9 protein-coding genes are annotated in these 12,191 nt (G+C 71.7%); 6 read left to right on the forward strand and 3 right to left on the reverse strand.

Annotation, left to right across the window (positions count from 1 at the left end; translation table 11 throughout):
* The first annotated feature begins 8 nt into the window (after positions 1 to 8).
* Positions 9 to 1,421: an FAD-dependent oxidoreductase gene (locus ACFVYX_RS12085; protein WP_389681223.1), complete on the forward strand. Its 1,413-nt coding sequence runs from the start codon at positions 9 to 11 to the stop codon at positions 1,419 to 1,421.
* 78 nt (positions 1,422 to 1,499) lie between these two features.
* Here the strand turns inward: ACFVYX_RS12085 and hemE are convergent, their stop codons facing one another.
* Positions 1,500 to 2,576: a uroporphyrinogen decarboxylase gene (hemE, locus tag ACFVYX_RS12090; RefSeq protein WP_389681224.1), complete on the reverse strand. Its 1,077-nt coding sequence runs from the start codon at positions 2,574 to 2,576 to the stop codon at positions 1,500 to 1,502.
* A gap of 91 nt (positions 2,577 to 2,667) precedes the next feature.
* Here hemE and ACFVYX_RS12095 point away from each other — a divergent pair, with 91 nt between their 5' ends.
* The 5 genes from ACFVYX_RS12095 to ACFVYX_RS12115 all read left to right on the forward strand — a co-directional run bounded on the left by ACFVYX_RS12095 (position 2,668) and on the right by ACFVYX_RS12115 (position 9,426).
* Positions 2,668 to 3,369, forward strand: a complete 702-nt coding sequence (locus ACFVYX_RS12095; protein ID WP_389681225.1) for a DUF3000 domain-containing protein — start codon at positions 2,668 to 2,670, stop codon at positions 3,367 to 3,369.
* Between the two features lie 262 nt (positions 3,370 to 3,631).
* Positions 3,632 to 4,297 (forward strand): response regulator transcription factor, encoded by a 666-nt coding sequence (locus ACFVYX_RS12100; protein ID WP_073817496.1) that lies wholly within the window; start codon positions 3,632 to 3,634, stop codon positions 4,295 to 4,297.
* Between the two features lie 82 nt (positions 4,298 to 4,379).
* Positions 4,380 to 5,663 carry an HRDC domain-containing protein gene (locus ACFVYX_RS12105; protein ID WP_389681226.1) on the forward strand — a complete coding sequence of 428 codons (1,284 nt, stop codon included), beginning with the start codon at positions 4,380 to 4,382 and terminating at the stop codon, positions 5,661 to 5,663.
* Positions 5,664 to 6,076: 413 nt separating this feature from the next.
* On the forward strand, positions 6,077 to 7,291 hold the full coding sequence (locus ACFVYX_RS12110; RefSeq protein ID WP_389681227.1) for a thiolase family protein: 1,215 nt from the start codon (positions 6,077 to 6,079) through the stop codon (positions 7,289 to 7,291).
* Positions 7,288 to 9,426: a 3-hydroxyacyl-CoA dehydrogenase NAD-binding domain-containing protein gene (locus tag ACFVYX_RS12115; RefSeq protein ID WP_389681228.1), complete on the forward strand. Its 2,139-nt coding sequence runs from the start codon at positions 7,288 to 7,290 to the stop codon at positions 9,424 to 9,426. The genes ACFVYX_RS12110 and ACFVYX_RS12115 overlap by 4 nt, the downstream gene beginning before the upstream one ends.
* Positions 9,427 to 9,513: 87 nt before the next feature.
* Here the strand turns inward: ACFVYX_RS12115 and ACFVYX_RS12120 are convergent, their stop codons facing one another.
* Positions 9,514 to 10,596, reverse strand: coding sequence for a hypothetical protein (locus tag ACFVYX_RS12120; RefSeq protein ID WP_389681229.1), 1,083 nt, complete (start codon positions 10,594 to 10,596; stop codon positions 9,514 to 9,516).
* A 99-nt stretch (positions 10,597 to 10,695) separates the two neighbouring features.
* Positions 10,696 to 12,174: an amino acid permease gene (locus ACFVYX_RS12125; RefSeq protein ID WP_389681540.1), complete on the reverse strand. Its 1,479-nt coding sequence runs from the start codon at positions 12,172 to 12,174 to the stop codon at positions 10,696 to 10,698.
* Positions 12,175 to 12,191 lie beyond the last annotated feature (17 nt).

Consider the following 12,191-nt stretch of genomic DNA (forward strand, 5'->3'; position numbering starts at 1 on the left):
TTCTTCTCATGACGGAACGACTGGTGGTCATCGGTGGGGACGCGGCGGGAATGTCCGCCGCGTCGCAGGCGCGCAGGCTGAAGGCCCCCGGGGAGTTGGAGATCGTCGCCTTCGAGCGCGGTCACTTCTCCTCGTACTCGGCCTGTGGCATCCCGTACTGGGTCGGCGGCGACGTCGCCGGCCGCGACGAGCTGATCGCCCGCTCCCCCGAGGAGCACCGGGAGCGCGCGATCGATCTGCGGATGCGGACGGAGGTGACGGAGGTCGACGTGGCCAGGCAGCGGGTCCGTACGCGGGACCTGGAGGGGGGTACGGAGGCCTGGACGGGCTTCGACAAGCTGGTGATCGCGACGGGGGCGCGGCCGAAGCGCCCGGCGCTGCCGGGGATCGACGCGCCGGGCGTGCACGGCGTGCAGACCCTGGACGACGGGCAGGCGCTCCTCGACTCGCTCGACCGGTCGCCCGGGCGGCGGGCGGTGGTGGTCGGCGCGGGCTACATCGGTGTGGAGATGGCCGAGGCGCTGCTCTCCCGGGGGTACGAGGTGACGGTGCTGCACCGGGGCGAGCAGCCGATGGCGACCCTGGATCCGGACATGGGCCGGCTGGTGCACCGGGCGATGGACGGCCTGGGGATCACGACGGTCGCCTCGGCGGAGGTCACGAAGGTCCTGACGGGTGATGGGGGCACCTCCCTGCTCGAGCCCAGCCGAGAGCTTGGGGGAGGCCGGGCCCGGGCGGTGGCGACGGAGGACGCCGAGTATCCGGCGGACGTGGTGGTCCTCGGGATGGGGGTGGTGCCGGAGACCTCGCTCGCGCGGGCGGCGGGGCTGCCGCTGGGGGCGCACGGCGGTCTGCTCACCGATCTGGCGATGCGGGTCAGGGGCCACGCGAACATCTGGGCCGGTGGTGACTGCGTGGAGGTCCTCGACCTGGTCTCGGGCCGTGAGCGGTACGTGCCCCTCGGAACGCACGCGAACAAGCACGGCCAGGTCATCGGCGCGAACGTGGGCGGTGACTACGCGACGTTCCCGGGTGTGGTGGGCACGGCGGTGTCGAAGGTGTGCGACCTGGAGATCGCACGGACGGGCCTGCGGGAGAAGGACGCCCGCGCGGTGGGGCTGCGGTACGTGACGGTGACGGTGGAGTCGACGAGCCGGGCGGGCTACTACCCGGGGGCCGCGCCGATGACGGTGAAGATGCTGGCGGAGCGGCGCACGGGGCGGCTGCTCGGGGTGCAGATCGTGGGCCGGGAGGGCGCGGCGAAGCGGGTGGACATCGCGGCCGTGGCGCTGACGGCGGGGATGACGGTGGAGGCGATGACGGCCCTGGACCTGGGGTACGCGCCGCCGTTCTCGCCGGTGTGGGACCCGGTCCTGATCGCGGCCCGGAAGGCGACGGCGGCGGTCCGCGCGGCGGGCTGACGGCCGGTCCCCTCGTGCGGGAAGGCGACGGCCGCCAGGGGTGCCCCGGCGGCCGTCGTCGTGCTCCGTGCGCGTGGGTCAGACGGTCGTCCGCGTGTGCACGTACTCGACGAGGCGGGTCAGCGCGTCCGGGTCCATCGACGGCATGACGCCGTGGCCCAGGTTGAAGACGTGTCCCTCCAGGTCCCGCGCGGCGGCGAGCACCTCGTCCGTCTTGGCCTCGACGACCTCGCGCGAGGCGAAGAGCACGGCGGGGTCGAGGTTGCCCTGGAGCGCCTTGCCGGGGCCGACGCGGCGGGCGGCCTCGTCGAGCGGGACGCGCCAGTCGACGCCGACGACGTCCGCGCCGGCCTCGCCCATGAGGCCGAGCAGCTCGCCCGTACCGACGCCGAAGTGGATGCGGGGGACGCCGTACCCGGCGACCGCGTCGAAGACCTTCACCGAGGCCGGCATGACCGAGCGGCGGTAGTCGGCCGGGGCGAGGGCGCCGACCCAGGAGTCGAAGAGCTGGACGGCGGAGGCGCCGGCCTCGATCTGGACCTTGAGGAAGGCCGAGGTGATCTCGGCGAGGCGGTCGAGGAGGTCGGCCCAGAGCTGCGGGTCGCCGTACATCATCGCCTTGGTGCGCTCGTGGCTGCGCGACGGACCGCCCTCGACGAGGTAGCTCGCGAGGGTGAAAGGCGCGCCGGCGAAGCCGATGAGCGGGGTGTCGCCCAGCTCCTCGGTGAGCATCCCGATGGCCTCGGTGACGTAGTGGACGTCCTCGGGGGTCAGGTCGCGCAGCCGGTCCAGGTCGGCGCGGGTGCGGATCGGGTCGGCGACGACGGGGCCGACGCCGGGCTTGATGTCGAGGTCGAGGCCGATGGCCTTGAGGGGGACGACGATGTCGCTGAAGTAGATGGCGGCGTCGACCTTGTGGCGGCGGACCGGCTGGAGCGTGATCTCGGTGACCAGCTCGGGCCGCATGCACGATTCGAGCATGGGGATGCCCTCGCGCACCTTCAGGTACTCGGGGAGGGAGCGCCCGGCCTGCCGCATGAACCAGACGGGGGTGTGCGGCACCGGCTCTCGCCGGCACGCCTTGAGGAACGCGGAGTCGTAGGTCCGCGACTGCTGCTTCGTCTGCTGGCCCGTCGGGCTGTCGTTGGCGCTCACGCCCAGAATCTTCGCATGTGGCGGGAAGCCGCTCGTGCGGGCAGGGTGTCCCTCCCTGCGCGGAGGGCTCGTTCCGCCTACTCTTCCCCGCATGGCTGCGGCTCAGGGACATTTTTCCGATCATTCCGAGGGCGATCGAGGGACGGACGAAACGGCGGACAGTACGGAGACGCACCCGGTGCCACCGGTGTTCCGGCGGGCGGTGGAGGCCCTGCGTTCGGCGCGGTTGCGGCCGGAGATGGAGATCGACCCTACGAGGCCGCCGCAGCGCCTCGCCCCTTACGCGTACGCGGTGGAGGCGGCCGTCGTGGACGGCGAGGAGGACCTGGCGGACGGGCGTCTGGTGCTGCTGCACGATCCGGAGGGGCACGACGCCTGGAAGGGTACGTTCCGCCTGGTGACGCTCGTCCGGGCGGAGCTGGAGCCGGAGATGGCGGCGGATCCGCTGCTTCCCGAGGTGTGCTGGTCCTGGCTGACGGGGGCCATGGAGGCCCGGGGGCTCGCGTACGGTGAGGCGAGCGGCACGGTCACCATGGCGGGCTCGCACTACTTCGGCGGTCTCGCGGACCGCAGGCCGGCGACGCAGATCGAGATCCGGGCGTCCTGGACGCCGCGTGAGGGTCTGGGCGGGGTGCCGGACACGGGCGCGCATCTGGCGGCCTGGTGCGATCTGCTGTGTCAGATCGCGGGCCTGCCGCCCGCTCCGGCCGAGCCGGTGGCGGGAGCGGCGGGGACGGTGTCGGGGGCGGGGGTCGTCTCGCTGCCGCAGCGGCGGGGGCCGCAGCAGCCCTGAGGGGCGTGTTCAAGCCACCGCGCGGGGTGTCCGAACGGTGGCTCCGGCCCTCCCCCGTGGGGGTGACGGGACGGGGTCCGCTCGTAGGATGATCGATCACGCGTCCGAATTGCCCTAATTGTTACTCACCAAATCGTGATCTTTCCCTAAAGGCGGGCGGCTCAGCTGCCGAAGGAGTCAGTGACCCCTTCACAGCACGGGTTCGCCCCCGGCTTCTTCCCCGAGCCGGCTCCGTCCCGCACCCTTCCCCCCAGGAGGCCTGGTGTCCGTTCTCCTCGAGCAGCCCGCAAGCCTGGTCGCCTACCGCCCGAACAAGCCGACGGCCATGGTCGTCGTGGCCGACCCGCGCGTCCGTTCCACCGTGACCCGCCACCTGTGGGCCCTCGGAGTACGTGACGTGATCGAGGCTTCGTCCATCGCGGAGGCACGTCCCCGCGTCGGCAACCCGCGCGACATCTGCGTTGCCGACGTCCACCTGCCCGACGGCAGCGGCCTGACCCTGCTGTCCGAGACCCGCGCCGCGGGCTGGCCCAACGGCCTCGCCCTCTCGGCCGCCGATGACATCGGCGCCGTACGGAACGCCCTGGCGGGCGGCGTGAAGGGCTATGTCGTCACCGGCACCCGGAACAACATCGGCCACCCCACCCGGCCCGGCGCCGCCCCCATCGGCGCCGCGGCAGCACGGCTCGGCCACCGCCGCCCCCCGGGTGCCCCGAGCCACCCGGGCGGCTACCGCGAGCTCTCCGGCCGGGAGGTCGAGGTGCTCCGGCTCGTCGCGGAAGGCCAGTCCAACAAGGCGATCGGCGTCTCCATGGGCCTCTCGGCCCTCACCGTGAAGAGCCACCTGGCCCGCATCGCCCGCAAGCTGGGCACCGGCGACCGCGCCGGCATGGTCGCGGTGGCCCTGCGGACGGGGATCATCCACTGACAGACCGGCCCAGGACGAGCAAGCGCCTGTCGACGGAACGTTCCGTCGACAGGCGCTTGCCGTTCACCGATACCCTTGACACGTGACCGACGCCCAAGAGACCGCAGCAGACACAGCACTGCGCACCACCGGGGGCGGCCCCCCGGACGACGACGTCCCTGCGAATGGGCTTCCGATCCCGTTGCTGGAGCCCCGCGAGGGGGTTCCGCCCGTCGTCGAGACGGAGGACGCCCTCGCCGAGGTGATCGCCGCCTTCGCCGCCGGCAGCGGCCCCGTCGCCGTGGACGCCGAGCGCGCCTCCGGCTACCGCTACGGCCAGCGCGCCTATCTCGTGCAGCTCCGCCGCGAGGGCGCGGGCACCGCGCTCATCGACCCCGTGGGCTGCCCCGACCTCTCCGGACTCGGCGAGGCGCTCGCCGGGACCGAGTGGATCCTGCACGCCGCGACGCAGGACCTCCCCTGCCTGCGGGACATAGGCATGCTGCCGACCTCTCTGTTCGACACGGAACTCGCCGGGCGGCTCGCGGGTTTCCCCCGGGTCGGCCTCGGCGCGATGGTCGAGTCCGTCCTCGGTTACGCCCTGGAGAAGGGCCACTCCGCGGTGGACTGGTCCACCCGGCCGCTCCCCGAGCCCTGGCTGCGGTACGCGGCTCTGGACGTCGAGCTCCTCGTCGACCTGCGGGACGCTCTGGAGAAGGAGCTCGACCGGCAGGGCAAGCTGGAGTGGGCGCACCAGGAGTTCGACGCGATCGCCGCGGCCCCGCCCGCGCCGCCCCGCAAGGACCCGTGGCGCCGGACCTCCGGCATGCACAAGGTGCGCCGCCGTCGCCAGATGGCGGTTGTACGGGAGCTGTGGACGGCCCGCGACAAGGTCGCCCAGCGGCGGGACGTCTCCCCCGGCAAGGTGCTGAGCGACGCGGCGATCGTGGAAGCGGCGCTCGCGGTGCCGGTGAACCTGGCCGCGCTGACGGCGCTGCCCGGTTTCGGCCACCGGATGGGGCGCCGTCAGCTGGAGCAGTGGCAGGCCGCGGTCGACCGCGCCAGAGCCCTGCCGGAGAGCGAGCTTCCGCAGCCCGGCCAGCAGGTGGCCGGGCCGCCCCCGCCGCGCGCCTGGGCGGACAAGGACCCGGTCGCGGCGGCCCGCCTCTCGGCGGCGCGCGCGGCGGTGTCGGCGCTCGCGGAGGAGCTGAACCTCCCGCAGGAGAACCTGATCACCCCGGACACGGTGCGCCGGGTCTGCTGGGAGCCGCCGGCACCGGGCGACGCGGAGGGCGTCGCCGCCGCCCTGACGGGGTACGGCGCGCGCCCCTGGCAGGTCGAACTGGTGACCCCGCTCCTGGTGAAGGCGCTGACGGCGAAGGCCTGACCCCAGCGTGGCCGCGGCGCCTGCGGCGGGCTTCCTTCCCCCCGCCCCTTCCCGAACTGGGGCTCCGCCCCAGACCCGCGCCTCAAACGCCGGCGGGGCTGAGATTTCCGCCTGGGCGGAAATTCAGCCCGCCCGGCGTTTGAGGGCACGGCCTCAGGCCGTACGGGGGTCTGGGGGCTTGCCCCAGTTTCGGGAAGGGGCGGGGAAGAGGCCCGCCACAGGCGCCCGCGCCGACCGCACGCCCCCGGCCTTCCGCCGGGGGCGTTTCCCATACTCCGGAAGTGTGACCTTCACCGCTACGGCCCCAGGGACTGGGCAGCCCGGTTACTCACAAGTAGCATGGGGGAAGCAAGCGCACGCTTAGGCGTGTGCCGCAGCAGCAGTGCCATCCCGCACCCTGGAGGAGAGCCATCGTGCCTCGTACCGTCAGGGACGTCGTCTTCGTCGACGGCGTCCGCACCCCGTTCGGCAAGGCGGGCCCGAAGGGCATCTACCACGAGACCCGCGCCGACGACCTCGTCGTCAAGGCCATCCGGGAGCTGCTGCGCCGCAACCCGGGCCTCGACCCCGCGAAGATCGACGAGGTCGCCATCGCCGCGACCACGCAGATCGGCGACCAGGGTCTGACGCTCGGCCGTACGGCGGGCATCCTCGCCGGGCTGCCGCAGTCGGTGCCGGGCTACTCGATCGACCGCATGTGCGCCGGTGCCCTCACCGCCGTGACGAGCGTCGCCGGTTCCATCGCCTTCGGCGCCTACGACGCCGTCATCGCCGGTGGCGTCGAGCACATGGGCCGTCACCCCATGGGTGAGGGCGTCGACCCGAACCCGCGCTTCGTGAGCGAGAAGCTGGTCGACGAGTCCGCCCTGTTCATGGGCATGACCGCCGAGAACCTGCACGACCGCTACCCGAGCATCACCAAGCGGCGCGCCGACGAGTACGCCGTGCGCTCGCAGGAGAAGGCCGCCAAGGCGTACGCCGACGGCAAGATCCAGCAGGACCTGGTGCCGATCTCGGTGCGCCGCACCGACGCCGCCGGCGGCGAGACCGGCTGGGGCCTCGTCACCGCCGACGAGCCGATGCGTCCGGGCACCACCCTGGAGTCGCTCGCCAACCTGAAGACGCCGTTCCGCGTCCACGGAAACGTGACCGCGGGCAACGCGGCCGGCCTCAACGACGGCGCCACCGCCTCGATCATCGCCTCCGAGGACTTCGCGCGGGAGAACGACCTCCCCGTCAAGATGCGCCTCGTCTCGTACTCCTTCGCCGGCGTCGAGCCCGAGGTCATGGGCTACGGCCCGATCCCCGCGACCGAGAAGGCGCTCGCCCAGGCCGGACTCTCGATCGAGGACATCGGCCTCTTCGAGATCAACGAGGCCTTCGCGGTCCAGGTCCTGGCGTTCCTGGAGCACTACGGCATCGCCGACGACGACGCCCGCGTCAACCAGTACGGCGGCGCGATCGCCTACGGTCACCCGCTGGCCTCCTCCGGCGTCCGGCTGATGACGCAGCTGGCCCGCCAGTTCGAGGAGCACCCGGAGGTCCGCTACGGCCTCAACACGATGTGCGTCGGCTTCGGCATGGGCGCCACGGTCATCTGGGAAAACCCCCACTGGGAGGGCAAGTGAGCACCACCGCCGAGCTTCTGAAGGGCGCCGCCGAGCTCTTCCCGGACGAGGTCGTCACCAGCGCCCACGTACGGCACTTCGAACTGCCCGCGGGTGCGGGCCGGTTCGCCCTGATCACGCTGGACAACGGCTTCGACCACACCAAGCCGACCACCTTCGGTCCGCAGTCCCTCGCCAACCTGAACACGGCGATCGACCAGGTCGAGGCCGAGGCCGCGAACGGTGAGATCGTCGGCGTCGGCATCACCGGCAAGCCGTTCATCTTCGCCGTCGGCGCCGACCTCAAGGGCGTCGAGCTGCTCAAGAAGCACGACGAGGCGCTCGCCATCGGCAAGGGCGGCCACGACGTCTTCAAGCGTCTGTCCGCGCTCGCCGTGCCGACCTTCGCGTACTACAACGGCGCGGCCATGGGCGGCGGCGTCGAGGTCGGTCTGCACTGCAGCTACCGCACCGTGTCGAAGGCCCTGCCGGCCTTCTCGCTGCCCGAGGTCTTCCTCGGTCTGGTTCCCGGCTGGGGCGGCTGCGCCATCCTGCCGAACCTGATCGGCGCGGAGAAGGCCGTCTCGGTCATCATCGAGAACTCGCTGAACCAGAACCGTCAGCTCAAGGGCAAGCAGGTCTTCGAGCTCGGCATCGCCGACGCGCTCTTCGAGGGCGCGGACTTCCTGGAGCAGTCGCTGATCTGGACGGCCTCCGTCCTGAACGGCTCCGTGACCGTGGAGCGGCCCGCGATCGACCGCGGCGAGGCCTGGGACCAGGCCGTCGCCAAGGGCCGTCTCGTCGCCGACTCCAAGGTGCACGGCGCCGCCCCGGCCGCCTACCGCGCCCTCGACATCATCGAGGCCGCCAAGGACGGCGACCTGCAGAAGGGCTTCGACGCCGAGGACCAGGCCCTCGCGGACCTGATCATGGGCGGCGAGCTGCGCTCCGGCATCTACGCCTTCAACCTGGTGCAGAAGCGTGGCAAGCGCCCCGCCGGCGCCCCGGACAAGTCGCTGGCCCGCCCGGTCACCAAGGTCGGTGTCGTCGGCGCCGGTCTGATGGCCTCCCAGCTGGCCCTGCTCTTCCTGCGCCGCCTGGAGGTGCCGGTCGTCCTGACCGACATCGACCAGGAGCGCGTCGACAAGGGTGTGGGCTACGTCCACGCCGAGATCGAGAAGCTGCTCGGCAAGGGCCGGATCAACCAGGACAAGGCCAACCGTCTCAAGGGCCTGGTCTCCGGCGTCCTGGACAAGGCCGAGGGCTTCGCGGACGCGGACTTCATCATCGAGGCCGTGTTCGAGGAGATGTCCGTCAAGCAGAAGGTGTTCGCGGAGGTCGAGGCGGTCGCCCCGGCGCACGCGATCCTCGCCACCAACACCTCCTCGCTGTCCGTCTCGGAGATGGCCTCCAAGCTCCGGAACCCGGAGCGCGTGGTCGGCTTCCACTTCTTCAACCCGGTCGCGATCCTCCCGCTCCTGGAGATCGTCCGCGGCGAGAAGACGGACGACGCCTCGCTGGCCACCGCGTTCGGTGTCGCCAAGAAGCTGAAGAAGACCGCGGTCCTCACCAAGGACGCCCCGGCGTTCGTCGTGAACCGCATCCTGACCCGCTTCATGGGCGAGATCCAGAACGTCATCGACGAGGGCACCCCGGTCGAGACGGCCGAGAAGGCCATCGAGCCGCTCGGTCTGCCGATGTCGCCGCTGGTGCTCCTGGAGCTCGTCGGCCCGGCGATCGGTCTGCACGTCTCCGAGACCCTGAACCGTTCCTTCCCGGACCGCTTCACCGTCTCGCCGAACCTCAAGCGTGTGGTCGAGGCCGGCAAGCGCGGCTTCTACGTCTACAACGCGGAGAACGGCTTCAAGCCGGAGCTCGACCCGGAGGTCGCCGCCCTCCTCGTCCAGGGCGACTCCGTCCTGGACGAGGAGCAGGTCCGCGACCGCGTCCTGGACGCGGTGGCGCAGGAGATCGGCCTGATGCTGGAGGAGGGTGTCGTCGCCGAGGCGCAGGACATCGACCTCTGCCTCATCACGGGTGCCGGCTGGCCCTTCCACCTGGGCGGCATCACGCCGTACCTGGACCGTGAGGGTGTCTCCGAGCGCGTCAACGGCAAGCGTTTCCTGGCGCAGGGCGTGGCGAGCGTCCCGGCGTAACCCCCCGGTACGTACGCGTACGGCCCCGGCACCTTCTCCAGGTGCCGGGGCCGTTCGCCGTTCCGCGGGCGGGTCAGGGGGCGGGCGTCACCCTATGGAGCGCCAGCCCTCCAGAAGGAGGCCGTCCGCCGCCGCCTTCTGGCGGGTGGTGAGCAGCGAGCTCCCGCCGGCCAGGGACATCACGACGAGACGTCCGTCGAGCCCGCGGGTGAGGACGGTGTCGAGGTCGCCCCGGGCGTCACCGGTCTCCGACCACTCGATACCCTCGCCCTCCTGCTCGCTCGGGTAGGCGGCGAGGGCCAGCCGGCCGTCCGCGGACTGCTGGGCGAGGACCGTGCAGTCGAAGCCGTCGATGAGGCAGCGGGTGACGGAGAGCCGCCCGGTGCCGACCGCGTCGCCCAGCGGTGTGGGTTCGAGGGAGCGCTCGGGCGACCAGGCGCAGACCCGGCCGTCCTCGTCGAGGTAGAAGAGGGTGGCGTGTCCGGAGGGGCCGGTGGTGACCGCCAGGGTGCCCATGGTCACCGAGGCCGGGACGAGCTCCTCGCGGATCGGCTTCGCGCCGGGCTCCCGCTGGACGTAGCGGACGAGTCCCTTGGCGTGCGAGCTGTACAGCTCGACGAGGCCGGAGCCGTTGGTGACGGCGGCGGGCGAGGGGTCCGTCTTCGAACCCATCAGGTCCCACCAGGGGTGCCAGCCGCCGGCGTCCTTCTGGGCCCGTACGCTCAGGCCGCCGCCGCCGTTGCGCATGAAGACGTACGCGCGGCCCTGGGCATCGACCGCGACGGCCGGGTTGCCGGTCCACGGCCCCTTGCCGTTGGAGTGCCCGATCGGCCGCCAGGCGACCGTGGGGCGGCCCGTCTGGAACTGGACGCTGTGCACCAGCTCGATGTGGTCCTCTCCCCCGCCGGCCGGCCGCAGGGCGACGAGGTGGACGTACCGGTCCGGGCCCTGGCCCACCGCGAGGAAGGGCCTCAGACCGTCGCCGCCGAGCGGGACGGGCCCGCTCCAGCGGCCGTCGGGCTCCTCGGTCCAGCGCACCACGTCGCCGTCCCGGGGCAGATAGGCGCTGAACCGGCCCTCCGCCCCTCTGGTCAGCCAGCGTCCCTGGAGAACGGGGGCGGTGGAGGAGCCGTGTGAACGGTCGGTGGGGGCCTGGGATCGATTCGCCATGGGGGGATCCAGCACTCCGGTCGTCGGAAGGAGTTCGGGTACGAACCGACTGTAGTCGCCCTTCCGGAGGGTCCCTCCCGCGGCTGCCACGTCACCCGCTCAGTAGCGGGCGTCCGGGCCCTCCCGCCCGAGCCGGCTGTGGCCGCGCCCGTACAGGAAGTACACGACGATGCCGATCGCCATCCAGACGGCGAACCGGAACCAGGTCTCGCCGGGCAGGTTGAGCATCAGCCAGAGCGAGGCGGCGATGGAGAGGATCGGCAGCGCGGGCACCCAGGGGGTACGGAAGGCCCGCGGCAGGTCGGGGCGGGTGCGGCGGAGCACGATGACGCCGAAGGCGACGAGCACGAAGGCGAAGAGCGTGCCGATGTTCACCAGGGTCGCGAGCTCGTTGATGCTGGTGAAGCCGGCGATGATCGCGATGATCACGCCGAGCAGGATCGTGGGCCGGTACGGGGTCTTGAAGCGCGGGTGCGTGACGGAGAAGAAGCGCGGCAGCAGGCCGTCGCGGCTCATCGCGAAGAACACCCGGGTCTGGCCGAGGAGCAGGATCAGACAGACCGTGGTGAGGCCGACGGCGGCGCCGAAGCTGATGACGCCCGCGTAGAAGGGGTGTCCGGCGGCTTTGAAGGCGTCGGCGAGCGGGGCGCTCACGGACAGCTCCGTGTAGTGCTGCATGCCGGTGACGACCAGGGCGACGGCCACGTAGAGCACGGTGCAGATGAAGAGGGAGCCCAGGATGCCGCGGGGCATGTCCCGCTGCGGCAGTTTGGTCTCCTCGGCGGCGGTGGCGACCACGTCGAAGCCGATGAAGGCGAAGAAGACGACGGAGGCGGCGGTGAAGATGCCCATGACGCCGAAGTTGGTGGGCTCGTAGCCGAACAGCAGCTGGACGAGCGGGGAGTCCCAGTTGGAGCCGCCGCCCTCGGGGGTGACGGCCGGCGGGATGAAGGGCTTGTAGTTGTCGCCGACGATGAAGAACAGGCCCGCGATGATCACGATCATCACGACGGTCACCTTGATCGCCACGACGACCGCGGTGATCCGCGCGGAGAGCTTCATCCCGAGGACGAGGACCACGGTCAGCACCAGCACGAGCAGGAAGGCCAGGATGTCGAAGGTGCCGCCGGCGACGTCCGGGCCTTCCATCCAGGCGGGTAGGTGCCAGCCTGCGTTGTCCATGAGGGAGCGGACGTACCCCGACCAGCCGACGGCGACCACCGCCGTGCCGAGCGCGAACTCCAGGACGAGGTCCCAGCCGATGATCCAGGCGGGCAGTTCGCCGATCGAGGCGTACGCGAAGGTGTACGCCGATCCGGCCACCGGCACCGTCGAGGCGAACTCGGCGTAGCAGAGGGCGGCGAGGGCGCAGACGATGCCCGCCGCGACGAACGCGAGGGCGGTGGCCGGGCCCGCGTTCTCCTTGGCGACCTTTCCGGTCAGGACGAAGATGCCGGTGCCGATGATGACACCGACGCCGAACACCGTCAGATCCCAGGCGGACAGGGACTTCCGGAGCGCGTGCTCCGGTTCCTCCGTGTCACGGATCGACTGTTCGACCGACTTGGTCCGGAACATTCCGGAGTTCGCCCGTG

This window comes from Streptomyces sp. NPDC058326, from assembly GCF_042879855.1.
GTDB lineage: Bacteria > Actinomycetota > Actinomycetes > Streptomycetales > Streptomycetaceae > Streptomyces.